The 19,532-nt window shown below is 41.7% G+C and carries 15 protein-coding genes; 8 read left to right on the top strand and 7 right to left on the bottom strand.

Annotation, left to right across the window (positions count from 1 at the left end; genetic code table 11):
- Positions 1–30: 30 nt before the first annotated feature.
- The 5 genes from ATE34_RS05540 to ATE34_RS05520 form a co-directional block, all read right to left on the bottom strand.
- Complete coding sequence (locus ATE34_RS05540; RefSeq protein ID WP_045618053.1) at positions 31–1,017, bottom strand: LacI family DNA-binding transcriptional regulator; 987 nt, start codon at positions 1,015–1,017, stop codon at positions 31–33.
- Positions 1,018–1,026: 9 nt separating this feature from the next.
- Positions 1,027–1,827 carry a DUF1189 domain-containing protein gene (locus tag ATE34_RS05535; RefSeq protein ID WP_049490090.1) on the bottom strand — a complete coding sequence of 267 codons (801 nt, stop codon included), beginning with the start codon at positions 1,825–1,827 and terminating at the stop codon, positions 1,027–1,029.
- Positions 1,828–2,086: 259 nt separating this feature from the next.
- Positions 2,087–2,929 (bottom strand): sugar ABC transporter permease, encoded by an 843-nt coding sequence (locus ATE34_RS05530; protein WP_001065640.1) that lies wholly within the window; start codon positions 2,927–2,929, stop codon positions 2,087–2,089.
- Between the two features lies 1 nt (position 2,930).
- Positions 2,931–4,223 (bottom strand): sugar ABC transporter permease, encoded by a 1,293-nt coding sequence (locus ATE34_RS05525; RefSeq protein WP_180382674.1) that lies wholly within the window; start codon positions 4,221–4,223, stop codon positions 2,931–2,933.
- A 124-nt stretch (positions 4,224–4,347) separates the two neighbouring features.
- Positions 4,348–5,616, bottom strand: coding sequence for an extracellular solute-binding protein (locus ATE34_RS05520; protein WP_084911283.1), 1,269 nt, complete (start codon positions 5,614–5,616; stop codon positions 4,348–4,350).
- Positions 5,617–6,091: 475 nt separating this feature from the next.
- Here ATE34_RS05520 and malQ point away from each other — a divergent pair, with 475 nt between their 5' ends.
- From malQ to ATE34_RS11335, 3 genes are all read left to right on the top strand, one after another.
- Entirely contained in the window at positions 6,092–7,609 is a 1,518-nt protein-coding gene (gene malQ / locus ATE34_RS05515; protein ID WP_084911282.1) for a 4-alpha-glucanotransferase, read from the top strand.
- Positions 7,610–7,633: 24 nt separating this feature from the next.
- Positions 7,634–9,892: a glycogen/starch/alpha-glucan family phosphorylase gene (gene glgP / locus ATE34_RS05510; protein WP_084911281.1), complete on the top strand. Its 2,259-nt coding sequence runs from the start codon at positions 7,634–7,636 to the stop codon at positions 9,890–9,892.
- A gap of 233 nt (positions 9,893–10,125) precedes the next feature.
- Positions 10,126–10,332: a hypothetical protein gene (locus tag ATE34_RS11335; RefSeq protein WP_033587430.1), complete on the top strand. Its 207-nt coding sequence runs from the start codon at positions 10,126–10,128 to the stop codon at positions 10,330–10,332.
- Positions 10,333–10,440: 108 nt separating this feature from the next.
- Here the strand turns inward: ATE34_RS11335 and ATE34_RS05500 are convergent, their stop codons facing one another.
- Complete coding sequence (locus ATE34_RS05500; RefSeq protein ID WP_001095541.1) at positions 10,441–11,289, bottom strand: putative RNA methyltransferase; 849 nt, start codon at positions 11,287–11,289, stop codon at positions 10,441–10,443.
- A gap of 151 nt (positions 11,290–11,440) precedes the next feature.
- On the opposite strand from ATE34_RS05500, the gene ATE34_RS05495 reads away from it, so the two are divergent.
- Together ATE34_RS05495 and ATE34_RS05490 are read left to right on the top strand one after the other, a co-directional pair.
- Positions 11,441–11,719 (top strand): DUF6110 family protein, encoded by a 279-nt coding sequence (locus tag ATE34_RS05495; protein ID WP_000910905.1) that lies wholly within the window; start codon positions 11,441–11,443, stop codon positions 11,717–11,719.
- A gap of 1 nt (position 11,720) precedes the next feature.
- Positions 11,721–13,781 carry a heavy metal translocating P-type ATPase gene (locus ATE34_RS05490; protein WP_000008775.1) on the top strand — a complete coding sequence of 687 codons (2,061 nt, stop codon included), beginning with the start codon at positions 11,721–11,723 and terminating at the stop codon, positions 13,779–13,781.
- A gap of 77 nt (positions 13,782–13,858) precedes the next feature.
- Here the strand turns inward: ATE34_RS05490 and tyrS are convergent, their stop codons facing one another.
- Entirely contained in the window at positions 13,859–15,115 is a 1,257-nt protein-coding gene (gene tyrS / locus ATE34_RS05485; RefSeq protein ID WP_000546907.1) for a tyrosine--tRNA ligase, read from the bottom strand.
- A gap of 140 nt (positions 15,116–15,255) precedes the next feature.
- Between tyrS and pbp1b the strand changes: the two genes are divergently transcribed.
- From pbp1b to dapD, 3 genes are all read left to right on the top strand, one after another.
- Positions 15,256–17,757, top strand: coding sequence for a penicillin-binding protein PBP1B (gene pbp1b, locus ATE34_RS05480; RefSeq protein WP_084911280.1), 2,502 nt, complete (start codon positions 15,256–15,258; stop codon positions 17,755–17,757).
- 80 nt (positions 17,758–17,837) lie between these two features.
- Positions 17,838–18,749, top strand: a complete 912-nt coding sequence (locus ATE34_RS05475; RefSeq protein ID WP_061599196.1) for a DMT family transporter — start codon at positions 17,838–17,840, stop codon at positions 18,747–18,749.
- Positions 18,750–18,833: 84 nt separating this feature from the next.
- The gene (gene dapD / locus ATE34_RS05470) at positions 18,834–19,532 is read left to right on the top strand and encodes a 2,3,4,5-tetrahydropyridine-2,6-dicarboxylate N-acetyltransferase (RefSeq protein WP_000127442.1); all 699 of its coding nucleotides are present in this window, start codon (positions 18,834–18,836) and stop codon (positions 19,530–19,532) included.

Here is a 19,532-nt window from a genome sequence, read left to right as displayed (position 1 = left end):
TACTCAAAAGACCAGCCTTGGGGCTGGTCTTTATTTTTCGATAATTTTGTGTCCAATCAACTGGCGGTAACAAATCTGTTTATTGTTTTTAGCATCGTTGATGATCTGGAGAATGGTTTCAAAGGAAACGCGCCCGAGTTCTAAACTATTGATATCCACATAGGCTGCCAAGTTCAGTTTAGGGTTGACCGAGTCAAAGCTGAGGACAGGGACATCCAGTTGGTGTTTTGCGATGTAATCACAGACCCCTGCAGCAAGAAGGCTATCAATAGTAATAATAGCATCAATATTTGGATCATGTTCGAAGAGAAGTTTACTAAAGCGATAACCATTATCTTCAAGAAATTCGGTCGCAAAGTAGGTCAGATTTGGATCAATAGGAAGTTGGTATCGTTTAAGAGCTAACTCATAACCCATTAGACGATCTTGTGTTACGAAAAGTTTTTTGGTTCCTCCGATGAAGGCAATTCGCTTGCATCCTTTTTTGATGAAATATTCTGTCGCATCAAAACCTGCCTGGACATTGTCATTATCGACGAGCGGAATGAAGGGAGATAGAGATTTACCTAAGATAAGGAAAGGAAATTGCTCATCTGCTACTAGCTTAACCAAAGGATCCTCTTCTTGGGCATAGAGGAAAATCAAACCATCTACACGCTTACCATAGACCATCTGGGAAATAGCTTTGAGCCGCTCTTTTGCATCTTTCCCCGTTGCAATCTGGATAGCATAGTGGTTCTCAGATGCCACTTGGGCGATCCCTCGTAGAACAGATGGGAAGAAAGGATTTTGGTAAAAGGCATCCGAGTCGTCAGGAAGCACCAGGCCGATAACTTGAGTATAGCTACTTACCAAGCTACGAGCATTGAGATTGGGGTGGTAGTTGAGCTCCTTCATCGCCTTGCGAACTCGTTTTTTGGTTTCATCACTAATCGTTGATTTGTTTTGAATAACGCGGGTAACAGTTGAAGGTGAGACACCTGCTGCCTTGGCCACGTCTTTAATCGTAACGGGCATAAAAATCTCCTATTTATGATAATCTGGATCACGGAAGTGTGTCTTGTAAAAAATGGTGACCAGATAAAGAACAAAAAGAATGTTTTGTACAGTGATAAGGGTTGCCATATTTTGGCCAAAAAGTCCCAAAATAAGCGTAATCAGAGTAGGTAATCCTAAACAGTTCAAGATAAAATGGTAGCACTCTTTAAAAGTCCTAAATGAAAAGAGGCGTGATTTTTTGGTGATATAAAGGAGAAAACTAGCTCCAAGAGAGACAATGAAAAAATTCAATCCAAAGAGGAAGCTTGCACCAAGAACGAGAAAGAGACTGATATAGACCCGATTTTGTTGGTACCAATCTTTAGAAATGGCCTGGGTTAGATCTTCCTTACTCTGGAAACTCTCCGTTTGAATCGCGTGGTAGCGAATGCGAGTCAGTTCCTTACTTTCCTTACTGATGACGAGTTCTTCCGTATCAAAATGAAGTTGCAAGTCCTTTGGCAATTCTTTGTTTTGGCTCGGGCCAATCAAAAGAGAAGGCTGCTGATTCTTAGTGCCTGAGTAGTTCAGTTTTCCATCAACGATTTGTGCATTCTCTGACAAGTCCATGATGGCTTCATCTGTCAGTGGAGTATAGACATTATCGATAAAGGTATCCAGTGGATACGTTTCCTGTGAGCTGTTTTGAATAGCAATCGGAACCATAGACAAACTGATGAGGAAAATGCTCGTAAAGAGAAGCTGAAACCAGTTGAGGCCGAAACGTTTTGATAGGGGCTTACGAAATCCCCAGATACTAGAGAAATACGAGAATGGATATGGAAGCATAGGCATCTTTCTAAAAGTGTTTTCTATATGAGTATTATTATATAGAGAAATGTGCTTTATTTCAAGTCTAGGAGATAAATTGCTTGTTGCAAGAATATTATTTACAGTAACAATTTCTAATACTCAATGAAAATCAAAGAGCAAACTAGGAAGCTAGTCGCAGGTTGCTCAAAGCACAGCTTTGAGGTTGGAGATAAAGCTGACGTGGTTTGAAGAGATTTTCGAAGAGTATAAAATGAAAAAGGGTGGCGGGGATAAATTATCCCTTGTCGCCACCACTTGTAAGTCCTGAAACAAAGTTCTTTTGTAGGAAGAAGAAGAGAATACAGATTGGAAGGGCGATGAGGATAGCACCTGCTGAGAAGTAGGCGATCTTCATGTTTTTCACATTGCTAACGAAGGTCTGGAGACCAACGGCAACAGTAAAGTATTCTTTCTCACGAAGCAAGAAACTAGAGAGGATGTAATCCCCGAAAGGTCCCATGAAGGCCCAGAGGGCTTGTACAGCCACCATTGGGCGAACGAGCGGAAGGACAATTTGCCAGAAGCGACGGAAGTGTCCTGCACCATCTAGTTTTGCAGATTCGTCAAGAGACATTGGCACAGTATCAAAGTAACCTTTCATGAGCCAAGCATTCATCGGAATACCTCCACCGACGTAGAGGAAGATGAGGAACCAGCTATGGTTAAGGGCGTTCAACATAAGCGCCATAACGAAGAAGGCGGTCAATGCGGCCATGGTTGGCACCATTTGGATAATCAAGAAGAAGACCAAACTTTGTTTACGAGCCAAGAAGTTGTAACGGCTATAAGCATAACCAGCAAGTACGATGATACTTGTTTGAACAGCCATTGTGATAAAGGCAATGATCAAAGTATTGAGGTACCAAGTACCGTACAAAGTTTCGGTAAAGAGTCCTTTAAAGTTATCAAAATTGAAGTCGATGTTAGTATCGAGTTTAAAGGCTGCGACGTTACCTGCTTTAAAGGCTGACATGATAGTAATCAAAAGTGGATAGATAATGACAATTGATAGGCCAATCAAGTAGAGGTAAGTGAGGGTTTGAGTCAGTCTACGTTTGAGTTTGATTGAGTTATTCATCTTAGACGTCCTCCATATCAAATGCGTGTAGTTTCTTGAATGCGATCATAGAGATAGAGATGACAATGATTGAGATAATCAAGGTAACAGCTGCCGCCATAGAGTATTGAGGAGATGTACCTGTTGTCAAACGGTAAATCCATGAAATCAAGATATCAGTTGAACCGGCTCCGCCTCCGACAGTACCAGGACCTCCACCATTAAAGAGATACATGATAGAGAAGTTGTTAAAGTTGAAGGTGTATTGGCTAATCAATGTTGGAGCTGCAACAGCCAAGATCATTGGGAAAGTGATGTTACGGAATTTTTGCCAAGCATTGGCACCATCGATATAAGCCGCTTCGTAGAGGTCGTTAGGAATAGACTGCAAGATACCCAAGGTCAAAACGTAGATGTATGGGAATCCTAGCCAACCTTGCATCATAATCAAGGCAATCTTAGTCCAAGTTGGATCTGTTTTCCAAGGGATAAGCGCTCCATCTAGGAAAGGAAGAATCTTAGACAAGAGAGGCAAGACTTGGGTGTTGATGGCACCAACACTATCATTAAACATATTTGAGAACGTCAAGATAGTGATGAAGGCTGGAACTGCCCAAGGAAGAAGGAAAATAACACCAAAGATACGTTTTCCTTTGATAAATGGTTGGTTGGCAATGATTGCTGTAAAGATACCAATAACAATCTGCAAAGTAGAAGCAGCTAAAGCCCAGATAATGGTCCAAGAAAGAACGGAACCAAAGGCTGAACGGAAGGTACTCAAGCTCCAGATGTTTGTGAAGTTCGTCAAACCAACCCAGTCCAACAATTTATTTGGTGGTAAATGTTGGAAGTCATAGTTGGTAAAGGCAATCATCAAGGTTACGATAACTGGAAAGATAATCGCAAATGTCATCGCTACATACGATGGGATGATCAAAAGGTATGGGAATCCATTCTCATAAATACCTTTAATCATATCCTTAAAGGTACGAGCTACAGGAATCCCGTTGTTGATACGTTTAGCAGTTGTATGTGCGTCCTTGATATTAAAGATATAAAAGAGCAAGTAAACGACAACAAAGATAGAATGGAAAGCACCGCGAATCAGCATGAAAAGTGAATTGTCACGACCAGGTTTGTCACCAAGAGTGATTAAATTGCTCAATTCAGGGCTTGCAAGTGTTAGAAAATACAGAACAAATAAAACGGTAACACCAAGGAAAATAAATCCTTTAGCTTTTTGTTTGTTATAAATTTGTCCTAAACCAGGAATGATTGACAGCAAGGCTGCTTTGCGAGGCTGTTGTTTTTCCATGATTACTCCTTTCATAGGATGCGAGATAAAACTCGGATTCGATCGTAAGATACGTGCGTATGATAATAGGCGTATCTATAAATTCAAAGGGGGATTTTGCTTCCACCCCCCTTGAACAAATCAATTATTCACCAAATTTTTGTTTGATTGTGTCCTTAATCAATGTTACAGCATCGTTAGCAGCTGTTTTCGCATCTTTCGTACCACTTACAGCTTCAAAGAGCATTGTTTTAGCTGGGTCCCAAACAGCTGACATTTGTGAGATGTTTGGCATTGGTTGAGCGTTCTTGAACTGTTCAATCACGGCTGTTGTCAACTCATCTTTTTTGCCTTCAGCATAAGTACGAGCTTCAGTATTAGCTGGGATTTCGTTCGTAGCGTCGTAGAACGCTTTTTGTTGTTCAGTTGATACAAGGAAGTCTACAAATTTTTGAGCTCCTTCAAGGTTCTTAGTGCTTGCTGGGATAACCCAAGCTTTACCACCACCAAATGTTTCATAGTTTTTACCGTTTGGAAGAGTTGGGATAGTCGCAACACCGTAGTTTACTTTAGCATCTTTGAATGCTTGAGCTTTCCAAGGGCCATCGATGATAGCAGCAGTTTTACCTTCTTGGAATTGGGTTTGGATTAAGTTTGGAGCTCCTTCAGTATCTTGCATACCTTTAGGCCATTTTTCATACCAAGATTTAGCATAGTTGATAGCTGTAATTGAACCTTCGTTTGCAAGTCCGATATCTTTAGGATCTTTACCGTTTTGGCCAAATACGTAACCGCCATTACCAGCAAGAAGTCCGTATGAGTAGTAGAAGTTTGTCCAGTCAGCTAGGAAGGCAGTAGTTTTGCCATCTTCACCAGCGAAAGCGTATTTGCTGTCTTTAGCAAGGTTTTCCAAATCAGCAAATGTTTTAGGAGCTTCTTTAAGCAAATCTTTGTTATAGTACAAAACGAGTGATTCGATGACAGCTGGAGCACCATAGACTTTACCGCCAACAGTTACAAGTGATTTTGTTTTATCGTCTGTCTTTGCACCGTCGCTAAGAGTAACTTCTGAAAGTTGTCCGTCAGTACCAAGGCTACCTACACGGTCGTATGGAGCCATCATAACGTCAGCAGCTTTACCAGATTGGTTGTCTAGAGAAAGGTTGTCAAGACCACCCATTTGGTCCCCTGTTTTGATAGTAACTTTTACGCCAGATTCTTTTTCATAAGCTTTTGCAGCAGATTCAGCGAAGGCTTTATATTGGTCTTCAACGTAGAAAGTAAGTTCTTTTGCTTCTGAAGAGCTAGTATCAGCAGCCTTGTCGGCAGATTTGCTTCCGCAAGCTACTAAAAGCAAGCTAGCGAGAGTAGCAGTTCCGAGCACAGCAGCGCTCTTCATGAATTTAGATGACATAGTGTATTCCTCCTAAAGAATAACAGTTATAATTTATTCGGGAAACGCAAACGTTTTCCTTCATGAGCTTAGTATAGCACAAATAGAAAACGGTTGCAAGGTTTTTTTGAAAAAATTTTAAAAAATTTTTAAGGTTTGGAAGTGGATATAATTACTTTTAATAGGAAGAAAACATCCTAAACGCTGATTTTTTTATTTTGTGAAAACCAAGGGAAACGATTGCGTTAATCTAGCCCGATTTTCAGAAAATAGAGCAGATGTTCGGAATGAATTATCTTAAATCAGAAAATCTTTAAAAATTTTTTCGCTTATTTCGTAAAATATCAGTGGGAATAAGTTTTAGTTAGATAAAAATAATTCAAAAAAATTTTTAAAAACGCTTGCATTTGTCTTTGAAATACGCTATACTTAATTCAACGCAAACGTTTGCGCCTTAATTGCGCAACGTTTTATAACAAACACATGAGGTGCTATTATGAAAAAACGTCAAAGTGGTGTGTTAATGCACATCTCTTCTCTACCAGGAGCATACGGGATTGGATCATTTGGTCAGACTGCCTATGATTTCGTTGATTTCTTGGTTCGTACGAAGCAACGTTACTGGCAAATCCTCCCTCTTGGGACAACAAGCTATGGAGATTCTCCATATCAATCATTCTCAGCCTTTGCTGGAAATACGCATTTTATCGACCTTGATATCTTGGTAGAGCAAGGCTTGCTCGAAGCTAGTGACCTTGAAGGTGTTGACTTTGGTAGTGATGCATCTGAAGTTGACTATGCGAAGATTTATTACGCACGTCGTCCGCTTTTAGAAAAAGCAGTTAAACGCTTCTTGAAAGTGGGTGATGTCAAAGATTTTGAGAAGTTTGCTCAAGACAACCAATCATGGCTCGAACTCTTCGCAGAATATATGGCTATCAAAGAGCATTTTGACAATCTTGCTTGGACAGAATGGCCAGATGCAGACGCTCGTGCGCGTAAAGCTTCAGCACTTGAAAGCTACCGTGAGAAATTGGCAGACAAGTTGGTTTACCACCGTGTGACTCAATACTTCTTCTTCCAACAATGGTTGAAATTGAAAGCCTACGCTAACGACAACCACATCGAAATCGTTGGAGATATGCCAATCTATGTTGCGGAAGATTCAAGCGACATGTGGGCAAATCCACATCTCTTCAAGACAGATGCCACTGGTAAAGCAACTTGCATCGCAGGATGCCCACCAGATGAGTTTTCTGCCACTGGTCAGCTTTGGGGAAACCCAATCTATGACTGGGAAGCAATGGACAAAGACGGTTACAAATGGTGGGTTGAACGCTTGCGCGAAAGCTTCAAAATCTACGATATCGTTCGTATCGACCACTTCCGCGGTTTCGAATCTTACTGGGAAATTCCTGCTGGTTCCGATACAGCGGCACCTGGTAAATGGGTGAAAGGTCCAGGCTACAAACTCTTCGCAGCCGTTAAGGAAGAGCTTGGTGAGCTAAACATCATCGCAGAAGACCTTGGTTTCATGACAGATGAAGTCATCGAGTTGCGTGAACGCACTGGATTCCCAGGGATGAAGATTCTTCAATTTGCCTTTAATCCAGAAGACGAAAGTATCGATAGCCCACACTTGGCACCTGCTAACTCTGTTATGTACACAGGAACACACGATAACAATACAGTTCTTGGTTGGTATCGTAATGAGATCGACGATCCAACTCGCGAGTACATGGCGCGCTACACGAACCGTAAAGAGTACGAAACAGTGCCACACGCAATGCTTCGCACAGTATTTTCATCTGTTAGCTTCATGGCTATTGCAACTATGCAAGATTTGCTAGAACTAGATGAGTCAGCTCGTATGAACTTCCCATCTACTCTTGGCGGAAACTGGTCATGGCGTATGACAGCAGACCAACTCACACCAGCTGTTGAAGAAACTTTGCTTGACTTGACTACAATTTATCGCCGAATCAATGAAAATTTGGTAGAATTAAAGAAATAAGACAATATCAGGAGACACATAAACATGTTACCATTAAAAGAATTTGTACAAAAGCGTTACAATAAATCTATCGCAGAATGTAGCAATGAAGAGCTTTACCTTGCTCTTCTCAACTACAGCAAGCTTGCTAGCAGTCAAAAACCAGTCAACACTGGTAAGAAGAAAGTTTACTACATCTCAGCTGAGTTCTTGATCGGTAAACTCTTGTCAAACAACTTGATCAACCTTGGTCTTTACGACGATGTGAAAAAAGAACTTGCTGATGCCGGTAAAGAGTTGATCGAAATCGAAGAAGTAGAATTGGAACCATCACTTGGTAACGGTGGTTTGGGACGTTTGGCAGCCTGCTTTATCGACTCAATCGCTACACTTGGTTTGAATGGTGACGGTGTTGGATTGAACTATCACTTTGGTCTTTTCCAACAAGTTCTTAAAAACAACCAACAAGAAACGATTCCTAATGCTTGGTTGACAGAGCAAAACTGGTTGGTTCGCTCAAGCCGTAGCTACCAAGTGCCATTCGCACACTTCACATTGACATCTACTCTTTACGATATCGACGTACCTGGTTACAAGACAGCTACTAAAAACCGCTTGCGTTTGTTTGACTTGGATTCAGTTGATTCTTCTATCATCGAAGATGGTATCAACTTTGACAAGACGGATATCGCTCGCAACTTGACTCTTTTCCTTTACCCAGACGACAGCGACAAGCAAGGTGAATTGCTCCGTATCTTCCAACAATACTTCATGGTTTCAAACGGCGCGCAATTGATCATCGACGAAGCAATCGAAAAGGGAAGCAACTTGCACGACCTTGCGGACTACGCAGTTGTACAAATCAACGATACTCACCCATCAATGGTGATCCCTGAATTGATCCGTCTTTTGACTGAACGTGGTATCGAACTTGATGAAGCAATCTCTATCGTTCGTAGCATGACTGCCTACACGAACCACACAATCCTTGCTGAAGCCCTTGAAAAATGGCCTCTTGAATTCTTGGAAGAAGTGGTTCCTCACTTGGTACCAATCATCAAAGAATTGGACCGTCGTGTGAAAGCAGAATACAAAGACCCAGCTGTTCAAATCATTGATGAAAACGACCGTGTACACATGGCTCACATGGATATCCACTATGGATACAGCGTAAACGGGGTGGCAGCACTCCACACTGAGATCTTGAAGAATTCAGAGTTGAAAGCTTTCTACGACATCTACCCAGAAAAATTCAACAACAAAACAAACGGTATCACATTCCGTCGTTGGCTCATGCATGCCAACCCAAGACTATCTCACTACTTGGATGAGATTATTGGAGAGGGATGGCACCATGAAGCAGATGAGCTTGAAAAACTCTTGTCTTACGAAGACAAAGCAGCTGTCAAAGAAAAATTGGAAAGCATCAAGGCTCACAACAAACGTAAATTGGCTCGTCACTTGAAAGATCACCAAGGTGTGGAAATCAATACAAACTCTATCTTTGATATCCAAATCAAACGTCTTCACGAGTACAAACGCCAACAAATGAACGCTTTGTATGTCATCCACAAATACCTTGATATCAAGGCTGGTAACATCCCTGCTCGTCCAATCACAGTCTTCTTTGGTGGTAAAGCAGCTCCTGCCTACACAATCGCCCAAGACATCATTCACTTGATCCTTTGCTTGTCAGAAGTGATTGCAAATGATCCAGAAGTAGCTCCACACTTGCAAGTGGTTATGGTTGAAAACTACAACGTTACTGCAGCAAGCTTCCTTATCCCAGCATGTGATATCTCAGAACAAATCTCACTTGCTTCTAAAGAAGCTTCAGGTACTGGTAACATGAAATTCATGTTGAACGGTGCTTTGACTCTTGGTACTATGGACGGTGCTAACGTGGAAATCGCTGAGTTGGTTGGCGACGAAAACATCTATATCTTTGGTGAAGATTCAGAAACTGTTATCGACCTTTACGCAAAAGCAGCTTACAAATCAAGCGAATTCTATGCTCGTGAAGCTATCAAACCTTTGGTTGACTTCATTGTGAGCGATGCTGTTCTTGCAGTAGGTAAGAAAGAACGCTTGGAACGTCTTTACAACGAATTGATCAACAAAGACTGGTTCATGACTCTCCTTGACTTGGAAGACTACATTAAAGTCAAAGAGCAAATGCTTGCTGACTACGAAGACCGCGACGCATGGTTGGATAAAGTCATCGTTAACATTGCCAAAGCAGGATTCTTCTCATCTGACCGTACAATCGCTCAGTACAACGAAGATATCTGGCACTTGAACTAAGATACAAATTTATACTAATACATTTTGTAAAAAAGCGAGTTTCGATTGAAATTCGCTTTTTTTGAATAATGTTGATTTGAATCAATCTGGTCTAAAAAGAGAGAAATCATAGACGTATTGAAGGTTTAACACTCTCTTTCAACCTCATGCTTCTTCTTAGTTGATTACCTCACATTTCTTGTATCCGCTTACACGAAGTGTTATAATATGATTGCAGGAAAGAAGGTGTTCTTATGTGGAAAAAATATTTTTCAAAATATAAATGGACTGATTTATTTTGGATACTATTTGTGATTTGGTCATGCCTTTATATGGGTAATAGTAGTTCCTTTCCACTGACTCATCAAGAAATCTCTTTTCATGGATGTTGTTATGGGGCATCACTTGCCTCATTTCACTTGCTATTTATTGATAAATTTGTTATTTCGAATCGAAAATAAATGGAGAGGTTAAAATTTTTTCCACTTTTCGGATAGACAGTTGAAAAATCGCGATTTATACCCACACCTCAAGAGGAGGTGTGGGTTTTGTCTTATTGAAAGATTTATTTACACTGCTTTCCCAACTAAAATCTCTGCTTCGATGGTAATCTCAGTCAACTGACTCCAGTCAATCTTGGTTTGGTCAACGTGAAAGAGGAGAGGCGTCATGGCAAGCAGGGCTTGGCGTTGCTCAGCCGAGATAGGTTTTGTTAAGGAAGCAATCTGACTAGATTGGATGCTGAAATGTTCCTGGAAATGTTCCTTGATATCTTGGTTGGAATAATCCTTCTTTGTCAGCTGGTCCTGCACCATTTGACGGATTTCCTTGAGGTGATTTTCAGTCGGGATGACCTTGATCAAAATACCATCTTTGGATAAAACGCGACGGAATTCCCCATAGTTGGCAGGCGAAAAGATATCAAGCAGGATATCTATGCTGGCGTCTTTTATAGGGAGACGAGCCAGGTCACCGACAAACCAGTTGACCGCCCAGTTGGGTTCGCTCTTGGCAGCGATTTGAACGGAATCTTTTGAAATATCAAAGGCGTAGAAGGTCTTGTCAGAGTGTGTTTGTTGGAGTTTACGAGAGTAGAATCCTTCGCCACAACCGATATCCAAGATAGTTTTGGCAGTTTCTAGGCTTGCAAGCAGGTCTGAGATGGTTTCTAAGATAGTCTGATAAAAGCCAGCTTCTAGGATTTCTTGGCGGTTTTGAAAGTTTTCCTTGTCGTAGTTGGCAGATTGCTTGATTTGAGGAGTCAGATTGACATAGCCGAATTTTGCCAAGTCAAAAGAATGGCGATTGCTACACTTGAGACTAGTTTCGACCAAGGTCAGATTTTCTTGGCAGATGGGGCAGGCAAAAGCGCTAGCAGTAGCGAAGCGCTGGAGTTTTGGTTTGAGGTTTGTATTCATAGTTTAAGTCTAGCAAAAGAGGCAAGCGAAAGCAAGTATAGGAGTATGTAGATATGAGATTCAATAGAAATAAATCCAATTCTTTAATCCATAGAATGGAATTGCTTTTATATCTAAATTGCTATATAATAATGATAAGGAGGAAACGACTATGTTAAAAGAAGTATTAACCATCGCAAAAGCTGCGAAAAAATCATCACTCTTTTTGGGTGGTGTAGCATTTGGCACTCTTGGTTTGAAAATCTTGGCAAGTAAAGAAGCTAAAAAAGGCTATTCTAAAGCTTTGGCTAAGGCTTACAAATTGAAAGACGAATTGGATGCATCTGTTTCTATTGTGAAACAACATGGAGACGATGTCTTGCAAGATGCCAAATATTTGTACGAGCAAGAGAAAAAAGAAGAGCAATTAGATAGCCTTATAGGAGAATAATATGTCTTTTAAAGTGCTACATAGAGGATACCAACATATCCGACTATCATCTTCTTTTTCACTCACCTTGGATATTCAAGACTATCTTCGTTCCTTGGCGAGAGATGAAAAGGGGATTGAGTCTATCCAGTTTTACATGGATCAACAGCACTTTACTCTACGCATAAAAGAAGGCTTTTCTGTATTAGATAATGCAGAAGCCTTTTTAAAAAGAATTGATAAAGGGAAAGTTTCTGAGTTGATGACTCTTCCCATTCGTAGAGAAGAGAGTGCTTATTCTATTGTTTCAGGTGCAGCGATTAAGCGTGTACTTTTTCGTAGTTTTGTGCCGTATCCTATTCGCTATATATGGACTTGTTATCAGGCTTTGGGTTATATTAGAGAAGCCTATCAAACACTAGCGCGTAAGGAACTAACGATGGAAGTCTTGGACTGTTCGGCGATTTTATTGTCCTTGTTTATGAACCAATCCAAGACAGCTAGCAATATCATGTTTATGCTTGATTTGGGGAATCATTTAGATCAGTGGTCTTTGAAAAAAACTGCAACAGATTTAGAACAAAGCCTTCTTGCAAAAGAGAGCGACGTATTCTTAGTACAGGGCGATACGGTTGTTAGTATCAAGAGTTCCGATGTTCAAATAGGAGATGTCTTGGTCCTATCTCAAGGAAATGAAATTCTGTTTGATGGACAAGTAGTTTCAGGTTTAGGTATGGTCAACGAAAGTTCCTTGACGGGAGAGAGTTTTCCAGTTGAAAAAAGAGAGTCTGATTTGGTTTGTGCAAATACAGTATTAGAAACTGGAGAGTTACGCATTCGTGTAACCGATAATCAGATGAACAGCCGGATTTTACAACTGATTGAGTTAATGAAGAAATCTGAAGAAAACAAGAAAACGAAACAACGCTATTTCATCAAGATGGCGGATAAGGTCGTCAAATATAATTTCTTGGGGGCTGGGCTAACTTACCTATTAACAGGTTCTTTTTCTAAGGCTATTTCTTTCCTATTAGTCGATTTCTCCTGCGCTTTGAAAATCTCTACTCCTGTAGCTTATTTGACAGCTATCAAGGAGGGGTTGAACCGTGAAATGGTGATTAAGGATGGGGATGTTCTGGAGAAATATCTGGAAGTTGATACTTTCTTGTTTGATAAGACGGGAACAATCACAACTAGTTATCCTATAGTTGAAAAGGTGTTACCTTTTGGGGACTATAGTGAGGAAGATATTCTCAGAATCAGTGCCTGTCTTGAGGAACACATTTATCATCCTATTGCTAATGCCATCGTCAAGCAAGCTGAGATAGAGGGAATTGAACATGAGGAAATGCATGGGAAACTCCAATATATTGCAAGCAAGGGGATCAAATCTCATATAGATGGCCAACCAGTTCTTATTGGGAATTATGTCTTGATGCAGGATGAGCAGATTCATATCAGTTCAGAACAAAATGCTTTAATTGAAGAGTACAAGAGTCACTACAATCTCTTATTCTTGGCTTATCAGAATGAATTGATTGGAATGTTCTGCATTCATACTCCTTTGAGAAAAGAAGCAAAAGCAGCCTTGGAGAAACTTAAGGCACAAGGGAAAAAATTGATTCTGGCAACAGGGGACACCTTGGTTAGGACAGAGGAATTAGTCAAAGATTTGCCCTTTGATCAGGTCTATACAGACTTGAAACCTGATGGGAAATTTGAGTTAGTAGAGGAACTGCAGAAAGCAGGTCACACGATTTTGATGGTTGGAGATGGATTGAATGACTCAGCGGCTCTAACCCTATCAGATATCGGTGTGGTGATGAATGAGAGTGCAGATATTTCTAAGCAGATGAGCGATATCTTATTGTTAGATAATCGTTTGGATTTCTTCCAAGAGTTGGATTGGCTATCATCATCTTTGCAAACACTCATCAAGAAGAATATTCAAGATACCGTTGTCGTAAATAGTAGTTTGATTGGCTTTGGCTTGTTTAATTGGCTCAGTCCTTCAAACCTCTCTATCCTACATAATCTAACAACCTTACGCATAGTCCTGCGTAGCCTGTCTATTAAGGGATAGATGGGGACTATTCACAGCAAAAAGGAGTTACCTTTCTCGAGGGTAACTCCTTTGTTTATAGGTAAATGTTTAACAATTTAGTAAGTCAACACAAAGTATTTCTTCTTCCCGCGGCGGATAACAGTGAGTTCGTTTTCTAACTTATCTGCGTCGCTCAAGACATAGTCAAGGTCTTGGATACGGTCGCCGTTGACGTAGATAGCTCCGTTTTGAACGTCTTCACGGGCTTGGCGTTTTGAATTGACCACACCAGATGAGACGAGAAGTTCCACGATATTGTGGTTTTCGTCTGCCTGTACTTGGTAGTTTGGCACTCCACGAAGTCCTTGTTTGAGTTCTTTGACAGAAAGGTTTTTGATGTTTCCAGCAAAGAGTTGCTCAGTTATGTTAAGAGCTTCTTTGTAAGCTTCTTCTCCGTGAACAAGAGTCACGACTTCACGAGCCAGGACTTTTTGAGCCAAGCGTTCGTGTGGAGCAGCTTCAAATTGTTTGCGGATGTCTTCAATCTCATCAAGTGATAAGAAGGTAAAGATTTTCAAGAAGCGAACAGCGTCAGCATCCATCACGTTCATCCAGAATTGGTACATTTCGTATGGAGAAGTCTTTTCAGGATTGAGCCAGACTGCGTTTCCTTCTGATTTACCAAATTTCTTACCAGTTGCGTCTGTGATGAGTGGAACAGTGATAACGTGACCAGTCTTGTCAGCCTTACGACGAAGCAATTCGGTACCAGCTGTCATATTGCCCCACTGGTCAGAACCACCGATTTGTAGCGTTACGTTGTGCTCTTGGTTAAGGACGTAGAAGTCATACCCTTGCATGATTTGGTAGGCAAACTCAGTGTAAGAAATCCCTGTTTCAATCCGTTTCTTCACAGACTCCTTGCTCATCATGTAGTTGACAGTGAAGTATTTTCCGACATCACGGAGGAAGTCAATGAAGCTGATGCTGCCAAACCAGTCGTAGTTGTTGACCATGACAGCTTTATTTTCCCCATTTTCAAAGTCAAGAAAACGAGAAAGTTGTCCTTGGATAGACTTGACCCAGCCCTCTACTGTGTCTTTTGTTTGGAGACTACGCTCAGCATCTTTGAAGGACGGATCTCCGATGAGACCTGTTGCACCGCCAACGAGCGCATAAGGTTTGTGACCTGCTAGTTGCAAACGACGACTTGTCAAGATTGCGACAAGGTGGCCTAGGTGAAGGCTGTCAGCAGTTGGATCGTAGCCAGTATAATAAGAAACTTGACCTTCTTCTAGGGCTTTGCGCAAAGCTTCTTCATCAGTCGTTTGAAAAATCAAACCACGCTCTTTTAGCTCATCAAAAATGTGCATGTGTCTTTTCTCCTTTATAAAATATTGTTTCTACCTATTGTATCACAAACTTGATTAATAGCCTAGTAGAATAGGGAAGAAAGTGGCTATTTTATTGAAAGTTTCCCTTTTATGGTATAATAGAGAAAGCGAGGACATTCATGAAAGAAAGAATTAATGAATTAAAAACAAAAATGCTGCATTTTTTTCAGCAGCTAATGCAACGAATTGCAAAATGGAAGAAAAGACTAGCAGAAAAACTGGCTGATAAGAAAACCGGTAAAAAGGGGACCTCTTCTGACAAAGTTGGAAAGGCAGGGTCTAATTTTGCTAAGGTTTTGAGTGGGTTTAAAATAGTTTTTAATACTCTCTTTATCCTAGGTTTTATCGGTGGACTGTTTGGTGCTGGGGTGGCTATGGGTTATGGAGTTGCCCTATTTGACAAGGCCCAAGTCCCTCAAGCAGAAGAGTTGGTCAAGCAAGTGAAGGATATTGCCTCTATCTCAGAAATCACTTATTCTGACGGCAGTACCATTGCCTCGATCGAGGGCGATTTGTTGCGCACTTCAGTCGCTTCAGATGCTATCTCAGACAACCTTAAGAAAGCTATTGTTGCGACAGAGGACGAGAATTTCAACGAGCACAAGGGAGTCGTGCCTAAGGCCGTTATTCGTGCGACCTTGGGAACTTTTGTCGGTCTGGGGTCATCCAGTGGTGGTTCGACCTTGACTCAGCAGGTTATCAAGCAGCAAGTGGTGGGGGATGCTCCCACTCTAGCTCGTAAGGCCAAAGAAATCATTGATGCTCTAGCTTTAGAGCGGGCTATGGGTAAGGATGAGATTTTAACAACCTACCTTAACATTGCTCCTTTTGGTCGCAATCATAAAGGCCAAAATATTGCAGGTGCCCAACAGGCTGCAGAAGGGATCTTTGGAGTTAAGGCTTCGGATTTAACGGTCCCTCAAGCAGCCTTTATTGCAGGATTGCCACAGAGCCCAATCAGTTACTCCCCTTATGAATCTGACGGTAGTATGAAGAGTGAGGAGGATTTGGCTCTGGGGGTCAAACGGGCTAGAGATGTTCTCTATAATATGTACCGGACAGGGGCTCTAAGTCAGGAAGATTACGACAAGTACAAGGATTATGATTTTAAGAAAGACTTCTTACCATCTGGTAGTGTCAGCGGTACTTCACGTGACTATCTCTACTTCGCAACCTTGGCAGAAGCTACTGATCGAATGTATGACTACCTGATTCAGAGAGATAATGTTTCTGTACAAGAGCAAAAGAATGAATCCATCCAGAAAGCTTATCGTGATTTAGCGACTAAGGAAATTGAAAATGGTGGGTATAAGATTACGACAACTATCAATAAAAATGTTCATGCTGCGATGCAAAATGCGGTTGCGACCTACGGCTATCTGCTAGATGATTCGACAGGCCAGCCTGAGGTGGGGAATGTCCTCATGGATAACCAAACAGGAGCTATTCTTGGATTTGTCGGTGGTCGCAATTATCAAAAAAATCAGAATAACCACGCTATCGACACAAAACGTTCTCCTGCTTCGACTACTAAGCCGATATTGGCTTACAGTATTGCCATTGACCAAGGTCTGATGGGAAGTGCAAGTATCTTATCAAACTATCCAACCAACTTTTCAAACGGCAATCCCATCATGTATGTCAATAGTCCTGGTACGGGCATGATGACGTTAGGGGAGGCCCTTAACTACTCATGGAATATCCCAGCCTACTGGACTTATCGTACACTTCGAGAGAAGGGTGTTGATGTTAAAGGCTATATGGAAAAAATGGGTTACGAAATCCCAGAATATGGTATTGAGAGTTTACCGATGGGAGGAGGAATTGACGTTACAGTTGCCCAGCATACTAACGGATATCAGACTCTGGCCAACAACGGAGTTTACCATAAGAAACACATGATCGCGAAGATCGAGTCAACAGATGGTCGAGTGGTTTATGAACATAAAGATAAACCTGTCCAAGTTTACTCAAAAGCGACAGCGACCATCATGCAAAGTCTCCTTCGGGATGTCATTTCATCTCGGATTACCTCAAGTTTCCAGACAGACTTGGCTACCATCAATCCAAGCCTCGCTAGCGCCGACTGGATTGGAAAAACTGGTACAACCAATGAAGATGAAAACATGTGGCTTATGCTTTCTACGCCTCGCTTGACCTTGGGTGGCTGGCTAGGTCACGATGACAACCGACCACTAGCCAAAGGGGCGGGCCACTACCGCAATGCCAACTATATGGCCCACTTGGTCAATGCTATCCAGCAAGCCGAGCCTGGAATATGGGGGAATGAGCGCTTTAATCTCGACTCAAGTGTGACCAAGTCACAAGTCCTCAAGTCGACAGGGGAGAAACCGGGCAAGGTTTCAATTAATGGCAAAGAAGTTAACGTTTCCGGTTCTACCGTAACAAGTTACTGGGCTACTAAAGAAGGGGCGCCAGTAACCGCCTACCGCTTCGCTATTGGAGGAAGCGATGCAGATTATCAGAATGCTTGGAAGAATATTCTAGGAAGCATTCCTGCAGTAACTCCTCCAAGCTCAAGTAGCGGTTCGGGAACAACAAGTTCGAGTGGAAATACTCAGAGTGGCTCTTCAGGACGTTCACGTCTATTTAATCGTTAAGATAGAGTAGCAGCACGGTTATCTTAATTTTGACCTTGTTGCTACTTTTTTCTTTGTTGGTTTCGTGTTACAATAATAATATGAATCATTATCAGAAAAAGATTGTTAAGGGAACATTATATTCGCTACTCTCAGGCCTAATCTGGGGGATCTGTGGGATTTTAGGAGAGTATTTTTTCACTCATTATCCAGTGTCTTCTGGATGGATTACTTCTATGCGTTTACTGGTAGCGGGGAGTTTGGTTTTAGGCTTATCGGCCTTTCAGTTGCGCACTCGATTATTGGACATCTGGCGTGATAAGAAAAATTATCTACCTTTTTTAGCCTATGCTATTCTAGGTATTTTTTCTGTGCAGTTTTTCTTCTATCTCTGCGTTGAGTATTCCAATGCGACGACGGCGACCATTTTGCAATTTATCAGCCCAGTTTTTATCCTGTTTTACAATCGCATTGTCTACCAGAAAAAGGCTTCGATTACAGCGATTCTCTATGTTTTGATTGCCATGCTAGGTGTTTTTTTGATGGCCACAAAAGGGGACTTGTCCCAGTTATCCATGACGCCCTTGGCTCTAGTGACTGGTTTGCTCAGTGCGGTAGGGGTCATGTTTAATGTCATCCTTCCCCAACGATTTGCCCGCCACTATGGATTTGTCCCTACTGTTGGTTGGGGGATGATTCTGGCAGGGCTCTTTAGTAATTTCCTTTACCCTATCTATCAGATAAGCTTTCAAATGGATCTGGTAAGCGTGCTGATTTGTCTGATGATTGCCGTGTTTGGCACCGCTTTTGCCTTTTTCCTGTCTATGAAGGCTGTCTCTCTCGTTTCCCCTCTCGTTGTCTCTGTAGTGAGCGCTAGCGAGCCTCTCTCTTCAGCTCTATTAAGTGTTCTTTTTCTGGGATTGGTCATGGATGTTTTTTTGGCCTTAGCTATGGTGTTGATTATCGTTCCGATGATTTTCTTATCTGTAGAAGAAGCAAAACAAGCCAAGTAAAGATGCTTATTTGATAGTTGAGGCTTCAAATTTGAAGCCTTTTTTGGTAGAATAGGTATCATTATAACGAACCAGGAGGCGCCTATGACTGCTACAAAAATGAATGCTCAAGAGATTATCCAATTTATCGCCAATGCTGAAAAGAAAACCAGTGTCAAAGTAACCTTTGAGGGAGAACTCGCAACTGCTGTACCAAGCTCTGTTGTCAAACTAGGAAATGTTTTATTCGGAGACTGGAAGGATATCGCTCCGCTTCTCGAAGGCTTGGTAGAAAATCAAGACTATGTTGTTGAGCAAGATGCTCGTAATTCTGCCGTTCCCTTGCTAGATAAACGAGATATCAACGCTCGTATCGAACCAGGTGCTATTATCCGCGACCAGGTGGAAATTGGTGACAATGCTGTTATCATGATGGGAGCTGTCATCAATATCGGAGCAGAAATCGGTGCAGGAACTATGATTGACATGGGGGCTATCCTTGGTGGCCGTGCCATTGTTGGGAAAAACAGCCACGTTGGTGCAGGTGCAGTTTTGGCAGGTGTGATTGAGCCAGCTAGTGCTGATCCAGTCCGTGTCGGAGACAATGTTCTTATCGGTGCCAATGCAGTAGTTATTGAAGGAGTCCAAATCGGTAGTGGTTCAGTCGTTGCTGCAGGAGCCATCGTTACCCAAGATGTCCCAGAAAATGTAGTGGTAGCAGGTGTTCCAGCTCGTATCATCAAAGAGATTGATGCCCAAACCCAACAAAAAACAGCGCTTGAGGATGCGCTTCGTACCTTGTAA

Source organism: Streptococcus oralis subsp. tigurinus, assembly GCF_002093545.1.
Classification (GTDB): Bacteria; Bacillota; Bacilli; order Lactobacillales; family Streptococcaceae; genus Streptococcus; species Streptococcus oralis_C.
This window is presented reverse-complemented; position numbering and strand designations above follow the sequence as displayed.

Bases quoted from the DNA above. Each gene is read 5' to 3' on its own strand.
- ATE34_RS05540 (WP_045618053.1), bottom strand. From the start codon at position 1,017: ATGCCCGTTACGATTAAAGACGTGGCCAAGGCAGCAGGTGTCTCACCT.
- ATE34_RS05535 (WP_049490090.1), bottom strand. From the start codon at position 1,827: ATGCTTCCATATCCATTCTCGTATTTCTCTAGTATCTGGGGATTTCGT.
- ATE34_RS05530 (WP_001065640.1), bottom strand. From the start codon at position 2,929: ATGAATAACTCAATCAAACTCAAACGTAGACTGACTCAAACCCTCACT.
- ATE34_RS05525 (WP_180382674.1), bottom strand. From the start codon at position 4,223: ATGGAAAAACAACAGCCTCGCAAAGCAGCCTTGCTGTCAATCATTCCT.
- ATE34_RS05520 (WP_084911283.1), bottom strand. From the start codon at position 5,616: ATGTCATCTAAATTCATGAAGAGCGCTGCTGTGCTCGGAACTGCTACT.
- malQ (WP_084911282.1), top strand. From the start codon at position 6,092: ATGAAAAAACGTCAAAGTGGTGTGTTAATGCACATCTCTTCTCTACCA.
- glgP (WP_084911281.1), top strand. From the start codon at position 7,634: ATGTTACCATTAAAAGAATTTGTACAAAAGCGTTACAATAAATCTATC.
- ATE34_RS11335 (WP_033587430.1), top strand. From the start codon at position 10,126: ATGTGGAAAAAATATTTTTCAAAATATAAATGGACTGATTTATTTTGG.
- ATE34_RS05500 (WP_001095541.1), bottom strand. From the start codon at position 11,289: ATGAATACAAACCTCAAACCAAAACTCCAGCGCTTCGCTACTGCTAGC.
- ATE34_RS05495 (WP_000910905.1), top strand. From the start codon at position 11,441: ATGTTAAAAGAAGTATTAACCATCGCAAAAGCTGCGAAAAAATCATCA.
- ATE34_RS05490 (WP_000008775.1), top strand. From the start codon at position 11,721: ATGTCTTTTAAAGTGCTACATAGAGGATACCAACATATCCGACTATCA.
- tyrS (WP_000546907.1), bottom strand. From the start codon at position 15,115: ATGCACATTTTTGATGAGCTAAAAGAGCGTGGTTTGATTTTTCAAACG.
- pbp1b (WP_084911280.1), top strand. From the start codon at position 15,256: ATGAAAGAAAGAATTAATGAATTAAAAACAAAAATGCTGCATTTTTTT.
- ATE34_RS05475 (WP_061599196.1), top strand. From the start codon at position 17,838: ATGAATCATTATCAGAAAAAGATTGTTAAGGGAACATTATATTCGCTA.
- dapD (WP_000127442.1), top strand. From the start codon at position 18,834: ATGACTGCTACAAAAATGAATGCTCAAGAGATTATCCAATTTATCGCC.